The 23,723-nt window shown below is 70.3% G+C and carries 26 protein-coding genes and 1 pseudogene; 9 read left to right on the top strand and 18 right to left on the bottom strand.

The window, feature by feature from the left end:
- Positions 1-130 precede the first annotated feature (130 nt).
- Positions 131-1,696: an apolipoprotein N-acyltransferase gene (lnt, locus tag FPZ41_RS17970; RefSeq protein ID WP_152863839.1), complete on the top strand. Its 1,566-nt coding sequence runs from the start codon at positions 131-133 to the stop codon at positions 1,694-1,696.
- Here lnt and FPZ41_RS17975 read toward each other — a convergent pair.
- Together FPZ41_RS17975 and FPZ41_RS17980 are read right to left on the bottom strand one after the other, a co-directional pair.
- Entirely contained in the window at positions 1,620-2,525 is a 906-nt protein-coding gene (locus FPZ41_RS17975) for a Gfo/Idh/MocA family protein (protein WP_322620377.1), read from the bottom strand. The two genes, lnt and FPZ41_RS17975, sit on opposite strands and share 77 nt — an antisense overlap.
- A gap of 35 nt (positions 2,526-2,560) precedes the next feature.
- Positions 2,561-3,778 (bottom strand): FAD-dependent monooxygenase, encoded by a 1,218-nt coding sequence (locus FPZ41_RS17980; RefSeq protein ID WP_152863841.1) that lies wholly within the window; start codon positions 3,776-3,778, stop codon positions 2,561-2,563.
- 103 nt (positions 3,779-3,881) lie between these two features.
- On the opposite strand from FPZ41_RS17980, the gene FPZ41_RS17985 reads away from it, so the two are divergent.
- From FPZ41_RS17985 to FPZ41_RS17995, 3 genes are all read left to right on the top strand, one after another.
- Entirely contained in the window at positions 3,882-4,481 is a 600-nt protein-coding gene (locus FPZ41_RS17985; protein ID WP_152863843.1) for a TetR/AcrR family transcriptional regulator, read from the top strand.
- Positions 4,482-4,561: 80 nt separating this feature from the next.
- Positions 4,562-5,074 (top strand): DinB family protein, encoded by a 513-nt coding sequence (locus tag FPZ41_RS17990; RefSeq protein ID WP_131564293.1) that lies wholly within the window; start codon positions 4,562-4,564, stop codon positions 5,072-5,074.
- Positions 5,075-5,147: 73 nt separating this feature from the next.
- Positions 5,148-5,612 carry a hypothetical protein gene (locus FPZ41_RS17995; RefSeq protein ID WP_322620378.1) on the top strand — a complete coding sequence of 155 codons (465 nt, stop codon included), beginning with the start codon at positions 5,148-5,150 and terminating at the stop codon, positions 5,610-5,612.
- A gap of 24 nt (positions 5,613-5,636) precedes the next feature.
- On the opposite strand, the gene FPZ41_RS18000 is transcribed toward FPZ41_RS17995, so the two are convergent.
- From FPZ41_RS18000 to FPZ41_RS18040, 9 genes and pseudogenes are all read right to left on the bottom strand, one after another.
- The gene (locus tag FPZ41_RS18000; RefSeq protein WP_322620379.1) at positions 5,637-6,164 is read right to left on the bottom strand and encodes a hypothetical protein; all 528 of its coding nucleotides are present in this window, start codon (positions 6,162-6,164) and stop codon (positions 5,637-5,639) included.
- Between the two features lie 142 nt (positions 6,165-6,306).
- Positions 6,307-6,990, bottom strand: coding sequence for a uracil-DNA glycosylase (locus FPZ41_RS18005; RefSeq protein ID WP_322620380.1), 684 nt, complete (start codon positions 6,988-6,990; stop codon positions 6,307-6,309).
- 163 nt (positions 6,991-7,153) lie between these two features.
- Positions 7,154-8,734: an ABC transporter substrate-binding protein gene (locus tag FPZ41_RS18010; protein WP_322620381.1), complete on the bottom strand. Its 1,581-nt coding sequence runs from the start codon at positions 8,732-8,734 to the stop codon at positions 7,154-7,156.
- Between the two features lie 201 nt (positions 8,735-8,935).
- Positions 8,936-9,703: an SDR family oxidoreductase gene (locus FPZ41_RS18015; protein WP_152863847.1), complete on the bottom strand. Its 768-nt coding sequence runs from the start codon at positions 9,701-9,703 to the stop codon at positions 8,936-8,938.
- A 17-nt stretch (positions 9,704-9,720) separates the two neighbouring features.
- A complete protein-coding gene (gene fabG, locus FPZ41_RS18020; RefSeq protein WP_152863849.1) occupies positions 9,721-10,482 on the bottom strand; it encodes a 3-oxoacyl-ACP reductase FabG in 762 nt (253 codons plus the stop codon).
- 182 nt (positions 10,483-10,664) lie between these two features.
- On the bottom strand, positions 10,665-11,075 hold the full coding sequence (locus FPZ41_RS18025; protein WP_322620382.1) for a DUF3037 domain-containing protein: 411 nt from the start codon (positions 11,073-11,075) through the stop codon (positions 10,665-10,667).
- Positions 11,072-11,827 (bottom strand): HipA family kinase, encoded by a 756-nt coding sequence (locus tag FPZ41_RS18030; protein ID WP_152863851.1) that lies wholly within the window; start codon positions 11,825-11,827, stop codon positions 11,072-11,074. Before FPZ41_RS18030 ends, FPZ41_RS18025 begins: the two co-directional genes overlap by 4 nt.
- 76 nt (positions 11,828-11,903) lie before the next feature.
- On the bottom strand, positions 11,904-12,305 hold the full coding sequence (locus tag FPZ41_RS48325) for a tyrosine-type recombinase/integrase (protein WP_228022796.1): 402 nt from the start codon (positions 12,303-12,305) through the stop codon (positions 11,904-11,906).
- 5 nt (positions 12,306-12,310) lie between these two features.
- Positions 12,311-12,616 (bottom strand): annotated as a pseudogene (locus FPZ41_RS18040) (IS3 family transposase); the annotation flags it as partial.
- A gap of 569 nt (positions 12,617-13,185) precedes the next feature.
- Here FPZ41_RS18040 and FPZ41_RS18045 point away from each other — a divergent pair.
- The 5 genes from FPZ41_RS18045 to FPZ41_RS18065 are packed head-to-tail and all read left to right on the top strand — an operon-like array spanning position 13,186 to position 17,568.
- Complete coding sequence (locus FPZ41_RS18045; protein ID WP_228022797.1) at positions 13,186-14,034, top strand: alpha/beta hydrolase; 849 nt, start codon at positions 13,186-13,188, stop codon at positions 14,032-14,034.
- Between the two features lie 60 nt (positions 14,035-14,094).
- Positions 14,095-14,499 (top strand): ATP-binding cassette domain-containing protein, encoded by a 405-nt coding sequence (locus tag FPZ41_RS50255; RefSeq protein ID WP_194236134.1) that lies wholly within the window; start codon positions 14,095-14,097, stop codon positions 14,497-14,499.
- Between the two features lie 35 nt (positions 14,500-14,534).
- Entirely contained in the window at positions 14,535-15,737 is a 1,203-nt protein-coding gene (locus FPZ41_RS18055; RefSeq protein ID WP_322620383.1) for an acyl-CoA dehydrogenase family protein, read from the top strand.
- Positions 15,734-16,762 (top strand): phosphotransferase family protein, encoded by a 1,029-nt coding sequence (locus FPZ41_RS18060; protein WP_322620384.1) that lies wholly within the window; start codon positions 15,734-15,736, stop codon positions 16,760-16,762. Before FPZ41_RS18055 ends, FPZ41_RS18060 begins: the two co-directional genes overlap by 4 nt.
- Positions 16,763-16,809: 47 nt before the next feature.
- On the top strand, positions 16,810-17,568 hold the full coding sequence (locus FPZ41_RS18065) for an SDR family NAD(P)-dependent oxidoreductase (RefSeq protein ID WP_322620385.1): 759 nt from the start codon (positions 16,810-16,812) through the stop codon (positions 17,566-17,568).
- 96 nt (positions 17,569-17,664) lie between these two features.
- Here FPZ41_RS18065 and FPZ41_RS18070 read toward each other — a convergent pair whose 3' ends face one another.
- The 7 genes from FPZ41_RS18070 to FPZ41_RS18100 form a co-directional block, all read right to left on the bottom strand.
- Positions 17,665-18,702, bottom strand: a complete 1,038-nt coding sequence (locus tag FPZ41_RS18070; protein WP_152863855.1) for an MBL fold metallo-hydrolase — start codon at positions 18,700-18,702, stop codon at positions 17,665-17,667.
- Positions 18,699-20,207, bottom strand: a complete 1,509-nt coding sequence (locus FPZ41_RS18075) for a class I adenylate-forming enzyme family protein (RefSeq protein WP_152863857.1) — start codon at positions 20,205-20,207, stop codon at positions 18,699-18,701. Before FPZ41_RS18075 ends, FPZ41_RS18070 begins: the two co-directional genes overlap by 4 nt.
- Positions 20,208-20,409: 202 nt before the next feature.
- The gene (locus FPZ41_RS18080) at positions 20,410-20,730 is read right to left on the bottom strand and encodes an EthD family reductase (RefSeq protein WP_152863859.1); all 321 of its coding nucleotides are present in this window, start codon (positions 20,728-20,730) and stop codon (positions 20,410-20,412) included.
- An 18-nt stretch (positions 20,731-20,748) separates the two neighbouring features.
- Complete coding sequence (locus tag FPZ41_RS18085; protein WP_131565179.1) at positions 20,749-21,126, bottom strand: hypothetical protein; 378 nt, start codon at positions 21,124-21,126, stop codon at positions 20,749-20,751.
- Complete coding sequence (locus FPZ41_RS18090; protein ID WP_322620386.1) at positions 21,123-21,476, bottom strand: nuclear transport factor 2 family protein; 354 nt, start codon at positions 21,474-21,476, stop codon at positions 21,123-21,125. The genes FPZ41_RS18085 and FPZ41_RS18090 overlap by 4 nt, the downstream gene beginning before the upstream one ends.
- Before the next feature lie 371 nt (positions 21,477-21,847).
- On the bottom strand, positions 21,848-22,471 hold the full coding sequence (locus FPZ41_RS18095) for a TetR/AcrR family transcriptional regulator (protein WP_152863863.1): 624 nt from the start codon (positions 22,469-22,471) through the stop codon (positions 21,848-21,850).
- Between the two features lie 94 nt (positions 22,472-22,565).
- A complete protein-coding gene (locus FPZ41_RS18100) occupies positions 22,566-23,714 on the bottom strand; it encodes an acetyl-CoA C-acetyltransferase (protein ID WP_322620387.1) in 1,149 nt (382 codons plus the stop codon).
- Positions 23,715-23,723 lie beyond the last annotated feature (9 nt).

Raw genomic sequence — 23,723 nt, forward strand, 5'->3', positions numbered from 1 at the left:
GCCCCCAGCCGACCCTGAGCCGCCTCCAAGCCGCCCCCACGCGGAGATCACCGTGGCCGGAGACCACCTGTCGGAGATCGTCCGCCGCGCGCACACTGGAGGTACGCACCACCGGGGAGGGAGGCGCTCCATGAAAATGCCCGATCACTGGCTGGCCTCCCCGTGGCGGCGCGGACTGCTGGCCGCGTCGTCCGGGGCCCTGCCGATGTTCGCGTTCCCGGCGCCATCCCTGTGGTGGTTCGCGTACATCGCGCTCGTGCCCTGGATGCTGCTGGCCCGCTCGGCGCCCACCGGCAGGCGGGCCGCGTACGACGGCTGGCTGGGCGGTTTCGGTTTCCTGGTGGCCGTGCACCACTGGCTGCTGCCGAGCCTGCACGTGTTCATCTTCGTGATAGCCGCGCTGCTGGGTGTGCTGTGGGCGCCCTGGGGCTGGCTGGTGCGCAGGTTCCTGGCCGGTGCGCCCTCGGCCGGGCGGGTGGCGGCCGCGCTGGTCGTGCTGCCGTCGGGCTGGCTGATGGTGGAGCTCGTACGGTCCTGGCAGGGACTGGGCGGGCCGTGGGGGCTGCTCGGGTCCAGCCAGTGGCAGGTGGAGCCCGCGCTGCGGCTGGCCTCGGTCGGCGGGGTGTGGCTGCTCAGCTTCCTGGTGGTGGCGGTCAACGTCGCGGTCACCGTGCTCGTCGCGGTGCGGCGGTCCCGTGTTCCCGCGGTCGCCGGGCTCGCCGCGACCGTCGCCGTCACCTCGGCGGCCTGGGTGTGGTCGCCGCGGCCCGACGTGGTCGGGCAGGCGCGGATCGGGGTCGTGCAGCCCGGTGTCATCGTGGGCCCGGAACAGCGGTTCGCCCGCGAGGAGGTCCTCACCCGCGGGCTTGCCGGGCGCGACCTGAACCTGATCGTCTGGGGCGAGAGCAGTGTCGGCTACGACCTCACCCACCGCCCCGACCTCGCGGGCCGTGTCGCCGCCCTGTCCCGCGAGACGGGGGCGGACATCCTGGTGAACGTGGACGCCCGCCGCGCCGGCCACCCCGGCATATACAAGAGCTCGGTGCTCGTCGGCCCACAGGGCCTCACCGGTGACCGCTACGACAAGATGCGGCTTGTCCCCTTCGGCGAGTACATACCCTTCCGTCCGCTCCTCGGCTGGGCCACCTCGGTCGGCAAGGCGGCGGGCGAGGATCGTATGCGCGGAACCAAACAAGTCGTCATGGATGTGGGGCACGGGCTGAAGGTGGGCCCGATGGTGTGCTTCGAGTCGGCCTTCCCCGACATGAGCCGCAATCTCGCACGGGACGGCGCCGATCTGCTGGTCGCCCAGTCGTCGACCTCCACCTTCCAGCACAGCTGGGCTCCCGAGCAGCATGCGTCGCTGGCCGCGCTGCGGGCCGCCGAGACCGGCCGGCCGATGGTGCATGCGACGCTCACCGGCGTCTCCGCGGTCTACGGCCCGAGCGGCGAGCGCATCGGCTCCTGGCTCGGCACGAGCGCGAGCACAGCGGTGGTGTACCAGGTGCCGCTGGCGGACGGTGTCACTCCCTACGTCCGGTTCGGCGCATGGCCGGTGCACGCGTCCGTGCTGGTGCTGGTCGCGCTGGGCGCCGTCGAGGGCGGACGGGCCGTGCGGCTCAGGAGAACAACTCCTCCACCACCCGCACCACCCGCTCACACAGTTCGTGAGTCGCCAGTGCGTCACGGGCACTGAGCACCCTGCCCGCGCGGACGGCGTCGAGGAAGGCGAGCACGGCCTGCTCCACCCCCCGCTGCCGGGCGACCGGCACCCAGTCGCCGCGCCGCCGCACGGTCGGCTGCCCCTTGTGGTCGATGACCTCGGCGAGGTTGACGATCTGGCGTTTGGTGTCCTGCCCCGACACCTCCAGGATCTCCTCGGCGGAGCCGCTCAGCCGGTTCATCACCCCGAGCGCCGTGAAGCCGTCGCCGGACAGCTGGAGCACGACGTGGTGCAGCAGTCCATGCTCGACGCGGGCACGCACGGTCACGTCGTCGACCGGTCCGGGCACCAGGAACCTCAGGGTGTCGACGACGTGGATGAAGTCGTCGAGGATCATCGTGCGCGGCACCTCGGGCAGCCCGACGCGGTTCTTCTGCATCAGGATCAGCTCGCGCGGGTGGTCCGCGCACTGTGCGTACCCGGGTGCGTAGCGCCGGTTGAAGCCCACCGCCAACCCGACGTCGCGCTTCTCGGCGAGCTCCACCAGGCGTTCGGAATCGGCGAGTTCGTACGCGAGCGGCTTGTCGACGTACGTCGGTACGCCCGCCTCCAGGAGCCGCGCGACAATCTCAGGGTGGACCTCGGTCGGCGCGTGGACGAAGGCCGCGTCGAGGTCCTGGGCGAGCAGGGAGTCGAGGTCCACGTGCCGCTGCGCCGCGGTGAGGTGGAGGCTGTCGGCGACCCGCCCGAGCGTCGCGGGCGTCCGCGTCTGCAGGTGCAGTTCGACCCCGGGCTGGGTGCCGAGCACCGGCAGGTACGCCTTCCGCGCGATGTCGCCGAGTCCGATGCAGCCGACCTTCACAGGGATCTCCCGTCCAGCGCCACCGGGACGCAGGGCTACTCGTAGGGCTTCCGGGGCGTGCCGGCACGTGCCTCGTCCGAAGCATACGGCGGCTGGGGCGGGCACCAGTCGGCGATCCCGTCGAAGCTCCGCAGGAGGACGCCGGGCGCGGCCTTGGAGAGCGCGGCGACCATCGCGTCGCGTACGGCCGTGCCGACCCGGCCGGACATCAGGTTGAGCCGGGCGACGCCCACCGCCTTGCGGGCGATCTCCGTCGTACGGGGCAGTCGAGCGGCCGTGTACGCGGCGAGGTCCCCGCTGTGGGCGGCCAGCACGATCGCGTCCTCGACTGCCTGGTTGCCGCCCTGCCCGAGGGTCGGAGGCATGGCGTGCGCGGCGTCCCCGAGCAGCACCACCCGGCCGCGGTGGAAGGCGGGCAGGGGCTCGGCGATGTGGTGGACGTCGTGACGCAGCACGTCCTCGGGGCGCGCGGCCGCGATGACCTGCGGGATCGGGTCGTGCCAGGTGCCGAACCGGCGCACGAGTACGGCCTGCTCGTCGTCCGGTGCGTGCCCTCCGGCGGGGGTCACGGCGGCGGCGTACGCGTACACCCTGCCGTCCTTGAGTGGGTGGGTGCCCCAGATGCGGCCCCTGCCCCAGGTCTCGTGCGAGGTCACGTTGCCGGGGTGCAGCCCCGGTACGGGGATGACTACGCGCCACGTGGTGAACCCGGCGTAGACGGGGCCGGGGTGGTCGGGGAAGAGCACACGGCGTACGGCGGAGTGGATGCCGTCGGCCGCGACGACCAGGTCGGCCTCCAGTTCACCGTCGGGAGTGCTGACACGGGCGGGCCGGTCCGGGCCGCCGGGGTCGGTGAGGGCCGCGGGGACGGACACCCGTACGGCGCCCTCGGGGAGCCGGGCCGCGAGTCGGTCGATGAGCGCGGAGCGGTGGAGGAGGACGAGTGGACCGCCGAAGCGTTCGGCCAGGGCAGCGGTGTTGGCGCGCGACAGCCAGCGGCCGCTCGGCGTACGGACCCCTCCGTCGCCCTGCCAGGCGGCGAGGCCGCGGATCTCGTCGCCGAGTCCGATGACGTCGAGGGCGCGCAGGGAGTTGGGGGCGAGGGAGATCGCGGCACCCACAGGCTCCAGGGAGCGGGCCCGCTCCAGGACGGTGACGCGCCAGCCACTCAGATGCAGGGCCACCGCCGCGGTGAGCCCTCCGATGCCGCCTCCGACGATCACGGCGTGGGACCTGCCGCGCTGCTGTGTCATGGCTCCTCCTCGTGCGCTCCGTACCGACGAACGCTTACTACAGCTGTAGTTGCCCTCCCTTTCGACCGTACTACAGGTGTAGTTCCGGGGGTAGGTTGATCTCATGCCCGTACGCAGCCCCGGCCCCTCCCGCGCCGACCTCATCGCCGACACCGCCCTCGTCCTGCTGGCCGAGCGCGGCATGCGCGGCCTCACCCACCGGGCCGTCGACGAGGCGGCGGGGCTCCCTCAGGGCTCGACCTCGAACCACGCGCGCACCCGGCAGGCACTGCTGGAGATCGCCGTACGGAGGCTGGCCGAGCGGGAGGCCCAGGTGCTCATGCCGGACGAGATGCCGGCCGCCCAGGAGGGGCACGACGGGGTCGAGGGCATCGTGGACGGGCTCGCTCTCGCCCTGCACCGCTACCTGACCGGTCACCGCGACCTGCTGGTCGCGCGCTACGAACTCGCCCTCGAAGCCACCCGGCGGCCCGGACTGCGGGAGTTCTACGACGCGACCGGGAGGCGGTTCCGTGATCCGCTGACCGCGTGGGTCACCGAGGCGGGTTCGCGGGACCCCGCCCGGCACGTGCTGTCGCTGGTGGCGTTCTGCGACGGGTTGATGTTCGCGTGCGTCGCGGGTTCGTTCCACGCGGCCGTGCCGACCCTGGACGAACTGCGGGAGAGCTTCCGGGAGTTGACGAGCGGGATGTTGCGCCGCTGACCCCGGCCGACCGACCGGCTCCCGTCGGCGTTCCGGCAAATGCGTGGTGCCGCGTGAGCCGCTCCAGGAAGATGCGCATCATGACGATCAAGCGCACCGACCCCGCGACCAACGCCGACGAACGGTCCACGCTGGAGGGTTTCCTCGACTACCACCGCCAGACGCTGGAGCTGAAGTGCGCGGACCTGGACGACGCCCAGCTCAGGACCGCTTCGGTGCCGCCCTCCGAGCTCTCCCTCATGGGCCTCGTACGGCACATGGCTGACGTGGAGCGCAACTGGTTCCGCAGGGTGCTCGCCAACGAGGACGCGGGGCCCCTCCACTACAGCGACGAGGACCCGGACGGCGAGTTCCACCTCACCGACACGGACACCTGGGAGGACGCGTACGCCGCCTGGCAGGCCGAGATGGCGGCGGCCCGGAGCAACGCGGCACGCTTCGCCCTGGACGACGTCAGTGAGGGCAGGAGCCGGCTCATCGAGGAGCCCATCACCCTGCGGTGGATCTACAACCACATGATCGAGGAATACGCACGGCACAACGGCCACGCCGATCTGCTCAGGGAGCGCCTCGACGGTGCCACAGGCGAGTGACCCCGTCACTCATGCGGGGCATCCCGGGCCCGTCCTCTCCCGGAATCGGTCCGGACACAGCAGAGTGGCACGGGTGCATCGAACGACGACCACCGCGACGCTGTTGGTCACCGCAGCCGTCTCGGCCCTCTCCGGCTGTGTGACCATCAAGCACCCGGCCCCACCAGAAGTGAAGCCCGCGCCCACCCGGCCGTCGGCGCCGCCCTCCGGCGGCCACGCCGAACCCCAGGTCGTGCAGGCCCCGGCCCAGGAGGCGCTGGAGCGCGTCGGCCCGTCGCGGACGCCCACCCCGAGCGCGTCCGCGGCACCGAAGTCCGTCTCCACCCCGGCGACCGCGCCCTCCGCCAAGCCCCGACGACCGGACCCCGCCCCACCGGCACAGCCGAAGCCCCGTGTGCCGGACCCCCGGACCGCGATCCCCCGGGAGCTGGCCGAACCGCCCAGGACCAGTGATCTGTGCGCCCTCGGCCGCAAGTACGGCGGATGGCCGGACGACAGCCCGCAGGCCGGTATCTGCCAGAACACCTACGGGCGTTGACGACGGGTCCCCCGGCGCTGGGACCTAGTGTCGCTGTCCGGGCGGTCCCGGCCGCTCCTCCCGCCCGCCGGCGGAGTCGTGCCCGTTCAGTCGCAGGTCCAGGCGGATCATCGCCGCGCGGATGCCGTCGCCGTAGCTGTCGTCGCCGAGGGTGCCGACCGCCTCGTACGCCAGGCGGAGGTGGCTGCGCGCGGCCTCCGTCCGGTCGAGCTTCGCGTAGTCGGCGGCGAGGTTCAGGTGCAGCGACGGGTAGAAGGCGCGCACCGCGAGCGAGTGGTGGTGCTCCTCCACCCGCCCGTCGGTCAACTCCCCTGCGGCCTGCAGGGCCCTCAGGTCCCAGGCGAGTTCGTCGGCAGGGTCCTGCTGCGTGTCCGCCATGTAGTGCGCCAGCGTGCAGCGGTGCAGTGCGTCGCCGTCCTCGCCGATCTCCGCCCACAGCTCCAGGAAGCGGTCCCGGGCCTCGTCGACGTCACCGCCGTGGTGCAGCATGACGACCTGGCCGATCCGGGTCATCACGGCATCCGGCGCCACCTGTTCCTGTTGCTCCGCCACCGCGGCCTCCCTGCTCGTCGTACTCGTCGTCGGTCCCTTAAGGACGCTAACGGCAGGCACTGACAATCGCGGTCAGGCGGCTCCGTACGGCCACTGGGCCAGGCCGGTGACGGTCCCACTGGCCGTACGGCGGGAACCCGGGTCAGCCCAGGTTCGGAATCGTCCAGTCGATCGGCTCGTGGCCCTGCGCCGCCACCGCCTCGTTGATCTGCGTGAACGGGCGGGAGCCGAAGAACTTCTTCGCGGACAGCGGCGAGGGGTGCGCGCCCTTCACCACCACGTGCCGTTCCTGGTCGATCAGGGGCAGCTTCTTCTGCGCGTAGTTCCCCCACAGCACGAAGACCGCCGGGTCGGACCGGTCCGCGACCGCGCGGATCACCGCGTCGGTGAACTTCTCCCAGCCCCTGCCCTTGTGCGAGTTCGCCTCGCCGGCGCGGACCGTGAGCACCGCGTTGAGCAGCAGCACGCCCTGCTCGGCCCACGGCATCAGATAGCCGTTGTCCGGGACGGGCGTGCCCAGCTCCTCCTGCATCTCCTTGTAGATGTTCCGCAGCGAGGGCGGGGTCTTCACGCCCGGGCGCACCGAGAAGCACAGGCCGTGGCCCTGGCCCTCGCCGTGGTACGGGTCCTGGCCGAGGATCAGCACCTTCACGCGGTCGTACGGCGTCGCCTCCAGCGCGGCGAAGACCTCCTCGCGGGGCGGGTAGACGGGACCCTTCGCGCGCTCCTCCTCGACGAACTCGGTGAGCTCCTTGAAGTAGGGCTGCTGGAGCTCCTCGCCCAGGACGCCGCGCCAGGACTCGGGCAGCATGGCGATGTCGGTCACGTCAACTTCCTCCGGTGTGCGCTTGCTTCACGGCCGCACAGCGCGCGACCGTGGGCCGCCGCGCGCGAGCACGGCCGCCTTCCGAGCACAGAACCTACAGGCGCCCACTGACAACCGCGCCCGAAAGCGAGGCCACCGGCCGGTCATCGGGATATCGGCGGAGTTACCAGCTGGTCTTCCAGGACAGTGCCCACATCGTCATCATCGTCGCCGGGTCGATGGCCTTCTCGGCGCCGGCGATCTCCTCGTTGGCGGCCACGTACTGCTTGCCCTGCCAGAGCGGCAGCAGCCGGGCGTCGTCCAGGAAGATCTGCTGAGCCTTCTCGAACTCCTCGGCCACGGCCCCGCGGTCGCTCTTGCGGCGCGACTCGGGGAGCAGGCTGCCCGTGATCTCGGGAGCCTCATAGGGGGTACCGAGCGCGTTCTGCTCGCCCACGAAGGGGGCGACGAAGTTGTCGGCGTCGGCGAAGTCGGGGAACCAGCCGCGCCCGAACACCGGGTACTCGCCCTTCTGGTAGCCCTGTACGTACGTCTTCCAGGGTCGGCTCTTGAGCGTCACCGTGAACAGGCCGGAGGCGTCGAGCTGTCGCTTCAGCTCTTCGAAGGCGGGCTTGGTCTGGGAGCCGTAGCGGTCGCTGGTGTACCAGAGAGTGAGCGGGACGCGCTCGGTGATCCCCGCGTCCTCAAGGATCTGCCTGGCCTTCTTCGCGCTGGGGTCCCCGTAGTCGTCGAAGAAGCCCGTGGTGTGGCCGACCAGACCCCTGGGGATCATGGAGTACAGCGGTTCGACGGTGTCCTTGTAGACCTCGTGGGCGAGCGCCGGGCGGTCGACGACCTGGGCGACCGCCTTGCGGACCGCCGGGTTCTTGGCCCAGGGGTCCTTGGGGTTGAACACCAGGTAACTGATCTCGGTGGTGGGGTTCTCGATGAGCTGGAGCCCCTCCTCCTCACCGTTGGCCTGGATGTCGACGGTGTCGGAGGCAGGGAGACCGCGGTAGATGACGTCGATCTGCTTGTTCCTGAGGGCGTCGACCATCTGCGACGACTGCTGGAAGTAGCGGATGGTGACGGCGTTGTTCTTGCGGTCAGCGATGCCCTGGTAGCTGTCGTTGCGGACGAGCCGGGCCTTGTCGCCGTCGTCGTAGGACTCCAGGTTGTACGGCCCCGAACCGGTGATCGTGCCGTCCTCGCGGAGCGAGTCCGCGGGGTACTCCTCGGGGTCGACGATCGACATGGCGGGCGTGGACAGCACGAAGGGGAAGGTGGCGTCGGGCTCGGAGAGGTGGAAGACGATCTCGCGGTCGCCCTTCGCCTGCACTCGGGAGAGGGTTCCGAGCAGGCCCGCCGGGCCGCCGTTGACGTTGATCTTCTTGACCCGGTCGATGGAGTACTTGACGGCCTCCGCGTTCAGCTCGTGCCCGTCGGAGAACTTCAGGCCCTCGCGGAGCTTGCAGCTGTACACCGTGCTTGAGCTGTCCGTGAACGCGCAGCTCTCGGCGGCGTCGGGCTGGGGCTCGGCGGCGTCGGGGGAATAGTTCAGCAGGGTCTGGAAGACATTGCGGAACAACTCCCAGGAGCTGTCCCAGGCGGCCGCCGGATCCAGGGTGCTCGGGGTGCTGGTGGTCCCCACGACGATGGGCCGGTTGTCGTCGGACGAGTCCGAGGAGAGGACGCCACATCCGGCGACCATGGTTATGGATGTGACCGTTGCCAGCTGACGCAGGCATCTGTCCCGCTTGAACACGCGCACCATCCTCGATCGGGCGTACCGCAAGGGTGGGCAGACCTTACCGCAGTGTTTCGCCCGGTTGGACCCCGCCTCTGAAACGGCCGCGATCAGCGAGTATGTCCGCGCCGTGAAGGAATGGTGTTCTCCGTTTGTGTGCCTCGCACCGGTGGGCGCCCGCGCGTTTCTCCGGTGCCGCGCGGACACCCACCGCCGCCGTCAGTGCACTCCGGCGTTGAGGAAGATGCCACCGTCGACCACCAGCGTCTGGCCCGTGATCCAGTCGGACTGCTCCGAGGTGAGGAACGCGGCGGCACCGCCGATGTCGGAGGGCACGCCCAGCCGCCCCAGCGGGTAGGAGGCGGCGGTCTCCGCCTCGCGGCCCTCGTACAGGGCCTGCGCGAACCTGGTCTTCACCACCGCGGGCGCGATCGCGTTGACCCGCGCCTTGGGCGCGTACTCGTGCGCGAGTTGCAGCGTCAGGTTGATCATGGCGGCCTTGCTGATGCCGTAGGCGCCGATGAACGGGGAGGCGGAGACACCGGTGATGGAGGCGATGTTGACGATCGCTCCGCCGTTGTCCTTCTGCCAGGCGTGCCAGGTCTTCTGGGCGAAGCCGAGGGCCGAGACGACGTTGGTCTCGAAGACCTTGCGCGCCACGTTCAGGTCGAGGTCGGCGATCGGGCCGAAGACCGGGTTGGTGCCGGCGTTGTTGACCAGGAAGTCGACGCGGCCGAAGGCCTCCATGGTGCGCTCGACGGCGACGGCCTGGTGGGCCTCGTCGTGGGCCTTGCCGGGGACGCCGATGACGCGGTCGGCGCCGAGCCGCTCGACGGCCTCCTTCAGGGCGTCCTCGTTGCGGCCGGTGATGCACACGCGGTCACCGCGGCGGACGAGCGCCTCGGCGACGCCGTAGCCGATGCCGCGGCTGGCGCCGGTGATGAGCGCGACCTTGCCGGAGGGCTCGGGGAGCTGAGCGGTCGTCATGTTCTGGTTCTCCGGTCTCAGTTGAGCGGTCCGCCGGCGACGTACAGCACCTGGCCGGAGACGAAGCCGGCGGCGTCACCGGTGAAGTAGGCGATGGCGCCCGCGATGTCGTCCGGGGTGCCGACGCGCTGCACGGGGATCTGGGTCGCGGCAGCGGCCTGGAACTCCTCGAAGTCCATGCCGACGCGGGCGGCGGTGGCGGCGGTCATGTCGGTGACGATGAAGCCGGGCGCGACGGCGTTGGCGGTGACGCCGAACTTGCCGAGTTCGATGGCGAGGGTCTTGGTGAAGCCCTGCAGACCTGCCTTGGCGGCCGAGTAGTTGACCTGGCCGCGGTTGCCGAGCGCGGAGGACGAGGAGAGGTTCACCACGCGGCCGAACTTGGCGTCCACCATGTACTTCTGGACGGCCTTGGTCATCAGGAAGGCGCCCCGCAGGTGCACGCTCATGACCGTGTCCCAGTCGGTTGAGCTCATCTTGAATAGCAGGTTGTCGCGGAGGACGCCCGCGTTGTTCACCAGGATCGTGGGGGCCCCGAGCTCCTCGGCGATCCGGGCGACGGCGGCCTCGACCTGTGCCTCGTCGGAGACGTCGCAGCCGACCGCGAGGGCCTTGCCGCCGGCGGCGGTGATCTTCTCCACGGTGTCCTTGCACGAGGACTCGTCGAGGTCGAGCACCGCGACGGCGCGGCCCTCCGCGGCCAGTCGTACGGCGGTCGCGGCGCCGATGCCGCGCGCGGCACCCGTGACCACGGCGACCCGCTGCTCAGTGGTGGACATTGCTGCTTCTCCTCGCCCTCGGAAAGCATGTGGACGGCCCTGGAAGTCCAGGGACACCTTCTGGTGAGCCTGCGGTCCCGCGGTACGCCGTTCCAGTGAGCGACCGCTTAGTACCTTGCCCGGACGTGACGCTAGAAGCCCTGGCAGCCGGTGTCAACGGCACACGAGCGACCTGTGATCCATTACTTGACCAGGAGGTCGAGCAAGCGCTCCGCCTCGGAACCGGGGTCGGCGGTGAGCCCGGTGTGCACGGGCCCCGGCTGGACCACCGTGGAACGGGGCGCGATCAGCCAGCGGAAGCGCCGCCCGGCGTCGTCGCGCGCGGCCTGGCCCGCCGCCTCGCCTCCGGCGCACACCCTCTCGACGGCGCGCAGAGCGGCCCGTACGCCCGCGACGTCCGCCTCGGGGTCCAGCGCCAGCAGCTTCGTCTCGTCGAGGTGCGTGCGTGCGGCCACGAAGGACCGGGCACGGCAGTACACGAGTACGCCCGCGTTGAAGCACTCGCCGCGCTCGACGCGGGGCACGACCCGCAGCAGCACGTACTCGAAGACGTCCTGCTCCCTCGGCCGGGTCCCCAGGGTGCGCTCGCTCACTTGATCCCCTCGATGCGTTCGTGGATGACGGCGGCCCGCGCCAGCAGTTGCTCCGCGTACGCCCGCCGCAGCTCGTCCGGGTCGCCGAACCCCGGTTCGCCGGCCAGCCACACCTCGGGGATCTCGGCGGTGACCTCCGCCAGCAGGTCCTCGGTGACCAGGGGCGCCAACGCATGGGCGGCGCCCGCGACATCCGGCCCGAAGGGCGCCAGCGCGTGGTCGGAGGCGTCGTACGGCCGCTCGGCCAGGGTCCGGGCGCCGGGCCAGTTGTGGTGCCAGATCATCGTGGCGCCGTGGTCGATGAGCCACAGGTCGCCGTGCCACACCAGGAGGTTGGGATTGCGCCAGGAGCGGTCCACATTGCCCACGAGGGCGTCGAACCAGACGATCCGGCCTGCTTCTTCCGGACTCACCGGGAAGGCCAGGGCGTCGAAGCCGATCGCGCGGGACAGGAAGTCCATGCCCAGGTTGGCTCCGCCGCTCCCCTTGAGCAGGCCCTGCACCTCCTGGTCGGGCTCGCCGAGGCCCAGCACGGGGTCCAGGTCGATCGTCACCAGGCCGGGCACCCGCAGTCCGAGCCGACGGGCGAGCTCGCCGCAGACGACCTCCGCGACGAGGGTCTTGCGCCCCTGCCCCGCACCGGTGAACTTCATGACGTAGGTGCCGCGGTCGTCGGCCTCGACCAGTCCCGGCAGCGACCCGCCCTCACGCAGGGGCGCGATGTACCGGGTCGCGGTGACCTCTTTCAGCATTTTCCCAGGCCACCTGTCTCTTCAGCCTTGCAATCCACGACCAACTTAGGAGAGGCGCAGCATCGCGTATCGGTCCTCAACGGCCCTGGGGAGAATGTGGGGAGTTTCGACTGGCATGCAGTTCTCCCTGCTTCCCGAGCAGTCCGTCGATGACAGCGCGCCCCTTGTCTCCAGCCTCCGGCATGAAGTGAGCATAGTAACCGAGGGTGATCGCGGGCGAGGAATGCCCGAGCCACCGCGCCAAGGTCACGACGGATTCTCCGGCCTCCAGCATGATCGAAGCGCAGGTGTGCCGCAGCACATGGAAGCCGTCCTTCGGTGCAGCCTCCCACTGCCAGTCCTTTGCCCCCTCGACACGCGGCGGGATGACGCCGACCTTGGCCAACGCGGGCTTCCAGGTGCAGGTGTTCCGCGTGTTCACCGCAATGGCGTTGCCGAATCGTGAGGTTGATCCCTGGAAGTGGACACCGGGTTTCATACGGCGATGTCGCCGCACCACTCGGTGTTCAGCGTGTCCGCGGTGAAGTCGCGCATCAGCAGGTCCGGGGTGGGCGGCGCGGTCTTGTCCGCGATCGTGGTGCGCTTCATGCGCCGCAGGTGCCGGCCGACCATATGGTTGACGCGCATCAGCCGGGCCACGCGCTCGCGGTTGATCTTCCGCCTGCGGGAGCTGAGTTCGGCATGTACGCGCAGGGCGCCGCAGGCGCCGTGGTGTTCGGCGTGGATGGCGCGGATCTCCGTGACCGCCCGGTCCTCGGCCGCTTCGCGCTCGACGCAGGCCGGTGCGGTGGGCCTGGTGAGCAGCCGGGCGTTCTCGGCCCGCAGCCAGGACAGTTCCTCAGCCGGGCTTTGACCGGCCCCGGGCACGTCTTGCTCGGCCATTGGGACCGGCCTCCACCGGACGTCCCTTCCTGGACCATCAAGATCCATTGTCAGGGTGTCCGCTCCGAAGGGTCAGCCTCACAGCGACTATTGCTCATGACCGGCACGGCCCGGGTGGTGGAGCGCGGCTGTTGCCGTGGCTGAGGCTACGCGCCACCCTCCTAAGTGTGCACTCCGACGCCCGTTCACCTTGCGGCCGGAAGCGCCGCGGTGGATCGCCGGCCGGACCGCCGAGTCGCACGTGTCGCCAGCGTGTTCGTCGGCTGAACGCCGGACGTGGCCGGACGGGTCGCAATAGAGTGCGTTGGCCACCGTTCGGGCCCAGATGCTTGTGCGGCGGCGTGGCGCTACCGTCGTGTGGAGAGTCAGGGACGCGTTCGTTCGGCCGCAGCGGGCTTCATCTCGGATCCGCGTGCCAGCCTTTCCTTTTCGTCGGAACGCGTCCCTCCGGTGAAGCTGGAACAAGGAGGCTTCCGATGGCGCCCACTGCACGGCGGCGGGATCTCCCCATGACTCTGGCGGCAGCCGCGATCGCCGCCACCACCATGGTTGCCGCGGCCCCTCCGGACGGTGCCGCGAACGCCGGGCACAAGGCCGGCAAACAGACGAAACCCACGGTCATCCTCGTGCACGGGGCGTGGGCGGATACGTCGAGCTGGAACGGCGAGGTCAGTATCCTGCGCCGCGCGGGCTACACGGTGCGTGCCATCGGCAACCCGCTGCAGAACCTGACGACCGACGCGCAGGCGGTCAAGTACTTCCTCAAGAGCATCAAGGGCCCGATCGTGCTGGTGGGGCACTCCTACGGCGGATCGGTGATCACGAATGCCGCCCAGGGCGTCAGCAACGTCAAGGCGCTCGTCTACGTCGACGCCGCCGCACCGGCGGTCGGGGAGACGACAGCACAGCTCAGTGGCCCGACGTCCGTTCTGGCCAAATGGTCACCGTCCGATCTGTACGACGCCGTGCCGTACCCGAACGCACCGTCCAAGGCGTCCGCGCTGTACCTCAAGGAGAACGTGTTCGTCACGAAGTTCGCGAGCAGTGTGGCTCGTGAGCAGGCGGTCAACCTGTGGGCCACGCAGCGTGCCGCAACCACGGTGGCCTTCAACACCCCCTCCAAATACGCGGCGTGGAAGACAATTCCCTCCTGGTACTTCATCAGCAGCGGGGACCAGATCATCACTCCGGACTCGGAGAAGAAGATGGCGAGCCGTGCGCGGTCCAAGGTGACCGTCTACAAGGGCGGTTCGCATCTGACACTCGTGTCGGACCCCGCAGCCGTGACGAAGGTGATCCGGTCGGCGATCTCGTCCGTGCAATGAGGCCGCGGCACCACCTTCCGCTCCCCCGGCACCAACCGGCCCGCCATCGATCACGTCGACCTGGACCTCGAGCGCGGCGAGATCGCGGCACTCTTCGGCGGGAACGGCTCCGGCAAGACCACCCTCATCCACGCCCATCGCCATGACCCCACAGGAATAAACCCGCTGGCCGCTCACCGCCGAGAGAACATCACCCTCGACGCACCACGGACCGGCGGCGACGCCACAGTTCACCAAGCCGCCCGCGCCGGCGGAGCCGACCACGCCCTCAACGGACTCCCCGACGGCCTGGCGGCCGTCCGCGTCCAACTCCGCCGTGGCGAGGCGTCAGTTCTCAGCCCGGTGCCAGGCGGCATCGGGGATACGGACGTCGCGATGAAGCTATCCGTTGATAGCCATGACCTCGGGATCAGCCTTGTTCTTTTCCTGCACACTCTTGACACGACAGACCGCTCACCCTTGTGATGGCTAATACTCAGTAGCCTAGATCGGGGGCGAAGGTGTCCATCGGGTTCGAGATCGATGAAAGGGTCGCCGACATCGCGCGGCGCACCACCGAGTTCGTACGGAACACCGTGCTGCCGGCGGAAGAAGCCTCCGGTGGGAACGTCCACGCCGGGCCGGAGCCACTGCGGCGCCGATTGCAGGAGGCGGCTCGTGCGGCGGGGGTGTTCGCGCCGCACGCCGGCCGTGCATGGGGCGGGCTCGGCCTCGATCTGTGCGGGCAGGCCGTGGTGTTCGAGGCGGCGGGCTACTCACTGCTGGGACCGCTGGCGCTCAACTGCGCGGCTCCCGACGAGGGCAACATGCACCTGCTGGAGGCAGTGGCCACCGAGAAGCAGAAGGAGCGGTATCTGCGTCCGCTCGCGGCCGGTGAGACCCGCTCGTGCTTCGCCATGACCGAGCCGGCGCCAGGGGCCGGCTCGGACCCCCGTGCGCTCTCCACCACCGCGACACGGACGGGGCGCGGCTGGCGGATCGACGGCCGCAAGTGGTTCATCAGCGGCGCGGACGGCGCCGCCTTCGCCATCTGCATGGCACGCACCAGCGGGACCCCCGGGGACCCCGGCGGCGCCACGATGTTCCTCGTCGACGCCGCCAACCCGGGCATGAAGATCACCCGGAACATCGACACTCTGGACCAGGGCCTGTTCGGCGGGCACAGCGAGCTCGTCCTCGACGGGTGCGAGGTCGACGACGACGCGGTGCTGGGCGAACCGGACCAGGGCTTCGCCTACGCGCAGGTACGCCTCGGTCCCGCCCGGATGACCCACTGCATGCGCTGGCTGGGTGCGGCCCGCAGGGCCCAGGACATCGCCCTGGAGCGTGCCGCGGACCGGTCGGCCTTCGGCAGGCCGCTGGCCGAACTGGGCATGGTGCAGCAGTTGCTCGCCGACAGTGAGATCGACATCGAGACCGGCCGCGCGATGCTCTGGCGGGCCTGCTGGGAACTGGACCAGGGCCGCCCGGCCGCCCAGCACACCTCGATCGCCAAGACCTACGTCTCCGAGGCCGTGAACCGGGTCGTCGACCGTGCCGTGCAGGTGTGCGGCGCACTCGGCATCTCGGGGGACGCCCCGCTGTCGCGGCTGTACCGGGAGGTACGCCCGTTCCGGATCTACGACGGCCCGTCGGAGACGCACCGCTGGGCCATCGCCAAGCGCGCGGTACGCGCGGCGCGCGAACGGAGGGCCGCGCGGTGACCGCGTCCGGGTCGGCCCTGGCGGGCATCGACCAGACCGCCTTGCAGCGCTACTTCGAGCGTCACGTGCCCCGGTGCGCGGGCCCCTTGAGGGTGGCACTGCTCCAGGGCGGGCGTTCGAATCTCACCTACGAGGTGACCGACGGGACACACCGTTGGGTGCTGCGCAGGCCGCCGCTGGGAGTTCTCACCCCGACGGCGCACGACATGGACCGCGAGTACCGTGTGGTCGCCGCCCTCGGCCCCACCGGAGTGCCGGTGGCCCGGGCCGTGCTGTCGTGCACGGACCCGGCGGTGATCGGCGCGCCGTTCTGTGTCGTCGACTTCGTGGAGGGCAAGGTGCTGCGCGACGGCGACGAGGCCACCGCACTGCGGCCCGCCGACGCGCGACGGGCCGCCATGGCCCTCGTGGACGCCTTGGTGGTGCTCCACTCGGTCGACGCCGACGATGTCGGGCTCGGTGACTTCGGCCGTCCCGAGGGATATCTGGAACGCCAGGTGCGCCGGTGGCGCGGCCAGTGGGAGAGGGTCGCCACACGGGCGCTGCCCGAACTCGACGCGCTGCACGACCGGCTGGCCCGTGCGCTGCCGAAGAGCGGCGCCGCGGCGATCGTGCACGGTGACTACCGTCTGGACAACACCATCCTGGCGCCGGGCGGCTTCGGGCGGATCGCCGCGATCGTGGACTGGGAGATGGCCACCCTCGGTGACCCGCTCGCCGACCTCGGGATGCTCCTCATGTACTGGGAACCGGTGTGCGAACCGGTGCTGGGGTCGGGTCACGTCCCGACGTCCAACCCCGGTTTCCCCTCGGGCCGCGAGCTGGCCGAGCGCTACGCGGAGCGATCCGGCCGGGACATCGGCGCCCTGACCTTCTACCAGGCGCTGGCTTGCTTCAAGCTGGCCGTGATCGCCGAAGGCATCCACGCCCGTCATCTCGCGGGGCGGACCGTCGGAACCGGCTTCGAGCGGGTCGGGTCCGCGGTGCCTGCGCTACTGCGCTCGGGGCTGGAGTTGGTGCCGTGAACTGCGACGAGCCGGGTGGAACCGACGAGCTGAGTGAAGGGGAACCCGTGGGTGACCGACTGTCAGGACAGATCGCTCTGATCACAGGCGCGACCGGCGGCATCGGAGACGCCGTCTCGCGCCGGCTGGCCGCCGAGGGCGCGACCGTGGTGGTGACCGACCTGGACGCCGACCACTGCGAAGCACTGGCGAAGGAGCTGACGGACGCCGGAGCGAGCGCCCTCGGTCTCGCGCTGGACGTCGCCGACGAGCAGGCGTGGCATGCCGTGGTCGAGCGCGTGACCGCGGAGTTCGGTGGCCTGACCGTGCTCGTCAACAACGCGGGCATCGCCCGGCTGCGGGACGTGGAGACGGAGACCAAGGAGACCTGGGACACGGTCATCGCGGTGACCCAGACCGGTGTCTGGCTCGGCATGAAGCACTCGGGGCCCGCGATCGAGCGCTCCGGTGGCGGCTCGATCGTCAACGTCGCTTCCATCTTCGGTACGGTCGGCGGCTTCGGCAGCCAGTTCTCGTACCACGCCGCGAAGGGCGCGGTGCGGCTGATGACGAAGAACGCGGCACTGCACTGGGCCACGCGCGGTGTACGGGTCAACTCGGTTCACCCCGGCTTCATCGAGACGCCGCGGTCACGCGAACTGTGGCAGGGCACGCCCCGCCACACGGCGATGGTGGAGGGCACGCCCATGGGGCGGCTGGGCCGACCCGACGAGGTCGCCGGGGCGGTGGCTTTTCTCGCCTCCCCCGACGCGACCTTCGTCACCGGCTCCGAGCTGTATGTGGACGGGGGTTGGACGGCACGCTGAGTCGGACAGGACGGGGCTTTCCACACGTGGGGGCGGAAGCGCGCCGCTCCCGCCCCCACGTGTCCCGGTCTCTGTTCGTCGCGGTGTCAGGCGCTGTCACCGCACACGCGTGTACTGGTCCACCCCGTTCACGGACGCCATCGTGACCTGCCCGCGCAGCACGAGGACGTCCAGATGCGCCGCTGTCTCGTTGATCGCGAGCATCTGGTTGAAGGCGCTGAGCTCGCCGAACGGCACGTTTCGGCGGGTCCAGCCCAGTTCGCGTGCCACCGCGTGGGCGTCGGCCGTGCCCTCGCCCAGTGCCGACAGGCTCTTGACCAGCCGGTCGTCATGGTGGGCGAGCAGTTCGGCGACCCGGGTGTGGGCACTGTCGGCGACCGGCCCGTGCGCCGGGAGCAGCCTGGCGTCGGCGTACCGGGTCATGAGCCGCAGCGAGTCCAGGTAGTCCGCGAGCGGACGGCCGCCGGGCTCGGCAAGCTCGAAGCCGATGGACGGGGTGATGTGCGGCAGGACGTGGTCACCCGAGAACAGCAGTCCTCGCTGCTCGTCCAGAAAGACCACATGCCCCTTGGTGTGTCCCGGGGTCGGGACGACCTTCAGCTCACGGCTGCCGAAGCTCAGGGTTTCGGCGCCGAGCCAGCGGTCGGGTGCCTCCCAGACTCTCGGGTCGTAGCCGCCGTGGTCCATCCGCCGGATGCGCTCGGCGAGTTCTGCCGCGCCGGCTCTGCGCAGCGTGTCCAGTGAGCCGGCGGGTTCGTCGCTGCGCAACCGGCCGAGCATCTCCAGGCCCGGACGTTCGCCGGCGCCGAGATAGACGCGGGAGCCCAGCAGACGACGGAGTTCGACGGCGTTGGTGTAGTGGTCGCGGTGGATGTGGGTGACCAGGATGTGGCTGATGTCGCCGAGGTCGTGGCCGATGACCGCGAGTGCCTCCTCGAGCGCCTTGCGTGCCTCGGGTATCGCCCATCCTCCGTCGATCATGACGAGGCCGTCCTCCGCCAGGTTCTCCAGCAGATAGACATTGACGGCGTGCAGACCGTCGTTGGGCAGCGGCAACGGGACGCGGTGCACCCCGGACTGTACGGTCCGGACTCCGGGCTCGGCCCATGGACCCTGGTCGAACCGCTGCGTCATCGTCCTCCCCCTGCCGCCGTACGCAACCGGCGAGCGAGTTCGCGGGCCGTACCCCGGTCGAGCTTGCCGACCTTGGTCTGCGGCAACTCCTCCACCCCGTAGACGAATTCCGGCCACTTGGTCTTGGACAGCCCGGTACTTTCCAGATGGCCCGTGATCTCGGCGAGGTCGATGTCGCCGCCGTCCTCCGTGACGACGAGCAGCGCCACGCGTTCGCCGAGCACCTCGTCGGGGACCGCGACGACACAGGCCCTGGCCAGGCGCGGGTAGCGGGCGACGGCGCGTTCTATCTCGGTGATGTCGATGTTGCGGCCGCCGCGGATGATGACGTCCTTCTCCCGGCCCATCACGGTGACGGTGCCGTCCTCATGGGTCATCAGCAGATCGCCGGTGGCGAAGTAGCCGTCCTCGGTCAGCGCCGGCGGATCGACCCGCCCGTCACGGGCGTAACCGAGGAAGAGGGACGGTCCGCGTACCTGCGCCGGGCCGGACACACCGGTTCCGGCGGCTCGGCCTTCCGGGGTGACCGCGCGCAGGTCCGTACCGGGAAAGGGCCGGCCGTCCCTGCCGAGCCGGATCTCCTCGGGGTCCTCGGGGCTCGGCGACGTGTGCCCGAGGCACTCGGACATGCCGAAGACGCGGAGGATCTTCGTTCCCAGGGAACGTTCGGCGCGGGCCAGGGCCCCACGGTCCATGGGACCGCCGCCGACGGTGATCGAGGCGACCGAGCCCAGGACCCCGGAGCCGGCCGCTTCGCTGCCCATCTGCAGCGCCATCGTGGGGACGCACATCGTCCAGCGGACGCCGGTGTCGGCCATCCGCCGCAAGGCGACGGCACGATCCCACTTCGCCATCAGCACCAGGGGGCCGCGCAGGAGCAGGGACAGGTAGACGCCGAAGCAGTACGCGGCCGTCGACGACAGCGGAACGATCGCGGCGACCGCGTCGCCGGGCGCCAGCCCGTTGACCGTGATGGTGCTCGTGGCGGCGTAGCGCAGTGCCTGCTCGGACTGCACGACGCCCTTGGGCCGACCGGTCGAACCCGAGGTGAGGCCGATCAGGACACCGCCCGACCAGCGCGACGTATCACGCCGCCGGGCGGCGGTGAGGCAGCTGAAGCCGCCGAGTACCGTGGCCGCCTGGCCCGGCAGCAGCCCGGGCACCGACCAGTCGTCCATCGCGGAGGGCTCGGCGACGACGGCGTCCGGCCGGATGTCCTCCCACGCCGCTGTGAACTCGGCTTGCGTGGTGTGCCGGTTGACCACCGCCAGGACCCCGCCGGTCAGACCCACGGCGAGGGTGGCGGCGACGGTGCGCCATGAGTTGTCCGCCTGGACCATGACGGTACAGCCCGCTCCGCCGGCCGCGCCGGCGGACAGCATCTCGGCCAGCCTGCCCGCCTCGGTGAGCAGTTCCCGCGCCGTATGGGGTCCGGTGTCGTCGATGACGGCAACGAAGTCGGCGTCGTCCGCCTTCTGCTGGAACTCCCGCACTACCTGTCGCATCCCGTCCCTCGCTGTGCTGTGCCGAACTCCGTCTGCCGAACGCTGTCGTGCTTTTCGTGCCCGGTCATGCCTTCCGTGGCCGGTCATGCCTTCCGTGGCCGGTCATGCCTTCCGTGGCCGGTCGTGCTCGCTGCGCCGGGGCGCGGTGCGCCTTGCCCGTCCTTCGCCGCCGCACCCCCGTTCGGCCCCGACGGCCCCGCCCTCAGGCGGCGAACATCTCCGCCTCATGGCCCATGACCGCGATGCGGCGGCCCCTCATGTCGCCGACCTGGGCGACGGCGTCCGCCCACTCGGGGCTCGCGAGGGCCTTCCTCAGGTCCTCCGGGGAGTCGAAGCTGAGCACGGAGATTCCGTCCCAGCCTTCCGAGCGCCGTTCCAGAGCGGCGTCGATCTCGGTGTGCCGCCAGGCGCGCAGTCCCGGCAGGCGGCGGGTCAGCTCCGCGTGATCGCCGCGCCACCAGTCGATGAACCGCTCGTGCGTCCATTCCGGGGGCCGGGCGGCGAGCAGGACGAGGTTGTACATGGCTGCCTTCCGTGGGGGTCAGTCGAAGCGGACCTGTGACGAGCGACCGATGAGCAGACGCTGGAGCCGTCCTTCGTCGTTCACCCGCCCCGCTGCGACGAAGCTGGCCTCGGGGACACCCGATCGACGGACCTCCCCGAGGAAGAGTTCGTCCTTGCCGAGGGTGGTCGCCGACAACAGATGGTGGGTGCGGGTGCCCTTCTCGCGCTGTTCGAGGTAGCCGACCAGGGCGGCGCGGTCCCCGGCGAAGTCGGTGGCGTTGCCGTCGCCGGCGGAGAAGAGGATGGAGAGCGAGAAGTCGTCGCTGATCAGATCGAGGATCCTGGACGGCTCGTCGCCGTCGAGGATCTCGAACCACGCGGTGAGGAAGGGCGCCGCGGTGGGGGTGTCGGTCACGTCCGGCTCCTGTCGGTGTTCCTGTCGGTGTTCCGGTCGACCAGTTCGAAGTCCGTGGTGAAGAAGGACTGGTACCGCGCCAGGAGCCCGCTCGGCGCGGTCACCGCGGCCGAGAGGAAGGATCCGGTGTACCGCCCGTCCTCCGTCACGATCCCGTACACGGTTTCGAGATCACCGTCACGGCTGTGCCGCAGGATCTTGTGAGCCCGCCGCACCGGGTTGCGCTGGGCGATGTACGCGGCGAAGTCGTCCCTCGATTTCCCCGTGACCTCCTTGCCCGGCAGAGCCAGCAGGAAGCGGAAGCCGGGTTCGAGCAGATCCACTGTCCGCTCCGGATGTGGACTGTCCATGCTGGCAAAATATGCGAGCAACGTCATGATTGAGCCCTTTCGGACGACGGCCGCTCAGCGCGCCTCGGAGCCGCACGCCTCGAACCGATGCGTCTCGAACCGATGCGTCTCGGACCAGCGCGTCCCGGATCAATGCGTCCCGGATCAACGCGCCTCAGATCAACCTGAGCCAAGTTCAATTCAGTTTGGATGGTAATCCGGGTGAAACACGCCTGGCAATATCCCTTCACCGACCGATCGCGCCGATCACGCACCGGCAGCATGTGCCGGACCACGGGCAAAGAGAAGCCCCCCGACGGCAAACCGTCAGGGGGCCGGGACACGCGCCGCCGGAGGCCCGGAGGGCGGACACAGGGGCCGCCGCCGGTGCGTCACATGGCGACCATCCGCACACAGGCGCCCTCGATCAGCTCGCTGATCTCCGACAGCGGTGTCGGCCCCGAGGGGCGGTACCACCGCCAGACGCTGACGATGAGACCGAGCACGGCCGCGCCGAGCAACTGCGCGTCCCGCAGCGGGAAGGAACCCTGGGACATGCCGCGGACCAGGAGGTGCGTCCAGTCCCGTTCGACCAGCTGGACGAGGCGCCGGGCCGCCACCCGCTCGGCCTCCTCGCGCTTGGACTTCCGGGGCCCGGCGAGGAGGTCCATGTGGCTCTGCAGAATGCGCATCTGCAGCACCTCGTGGTCGGAGACGTCGTAGGCCCCCCGGACCGCCGCGCGCAGCGCCTCCACCGGGTCCGCGACGCTCTCGGTCGCCTCCGTGAACTTGTCGTGGGAGCGCTGGAGTTCCAGCCTCATGATGGTGAGCAGGCAGTGCGTCTTGGACTCGAAGTAGTGGTACAGCGCGGTCTGGCCGATACCTACCCGCTCCGCCACGGTGGACCACTTGGTGGCTTCGAAACCTGTCTCACCGAAGCAGTCGACGGCGGCCGTGAGGATGGCCGCGCGCTTGGACCTCGGTCCCGCTTCGGGTTCAACGATCCTTGTCGCCATGAGCTGGTCTCCCGGCTGTCACCTGTCCTGTTCCGTACCGGAGAGTAGACCCAAGTTGAACTCGGTTGCCAATCGGCTCGGCCGGCGGCCCCGGTCACACACGCTCGACCACGGTCGCGTTGGCCATTCCGCCGCCCTCGCACATCGTCTGCAGGCCGTAGCGTCCTCCGGTCCTGCTCAGCTGGTGCACGAGCGTGGTCATGAGCCGGGCTCCCGTGGCGCCGAGCGGATGCCCCAGCGCGATGGCGCCGCCGAAGGCGTTCACCCGCTCCGGGTCGGCACCGGCCTCCTTCTGCCAGGCGAGGACGACGGAGGCGAAGGCCTCGTTGATCTCGACCAGGTCGATGTCGTCGATCGCCAGCCCGGCCCTGTCCAGCACTTTCTCCGTGGCGGGGATCGGACCGGTCAGCATGTGGATCGGGTCGGAGCCGACCACGGCCATGGTGTGCACGCGGGCCAGCGGGACCAGACCGTGGCGGCGTACCGCCTCGGCGGAGGCGATCAGCAGGGCGGCGGCACCGTCGGAAATCTGGCTGGAAACGGCAGCGGTCAGCCGACCGTCCTCCGTCAGGGTTTTCAGGCCCGCCATCTTCTCCAGGGTGGTGTCGGCGCGCGGGCCCTCGTCCTCTGTGAGTCCGAAGGACGGGACGATCTCGGCGTCGAAGGCGCCCCCGGCCTGGGCGGCCAGGGCACGCTGATGACTTGTGAGGGCGAACCTCTCCATGTCCGCGCGGGAGACACCCCACTTCTCGGCGATCAGCTCGGCACCCCGGAACTGCGAGACCTCCTGGTCGCCGAAGTGCTCGCGCCAGCCGTCACCCGCGTAGGGGGAACCCATGCCCGCCTGTTCGCCGACGGTCATCGGACTGGCGATGGGCACCAGGCTCATGACCTCCACGCCACCGGCCACCACCAGGTCGGCGGCACCGGATCCGACGGCTTGGGCGGCGAAGTGCACGGCCTGCTGGGAGGAGCCGCACTGGCGGTCGATGGTGGTGCCGGGGACGTGCTGCGGCAGCCCCGCCGACAGCCACGCCGTGCGGGCGATGTTCCCGGTCTGTGCGCCGATCTGGCTGACGCAGCCGAAGTACACGTCGTCGACCGCGCCCGGGTCGACGCCGGTCCGCTCCAGCAGCGCGCGCAGCACATGCGCGCCCAGGTCGGCCGGGTGCACGCCGCTGAGCGCGCCTTTACGCCGGCCGACGGGGGTGCGGAGGGCTCCGACGATGAATGCTTCCGACACGGTGGACTC

The organism is Streptomyces acidicola, from assembly GCF_009377235.1.
GTDB lineage: Bacteria > Actinomycetota > Actinomycetes > Streptomycetales > Streptomycetaceae > Streptomyces > Streptomyces acidicola.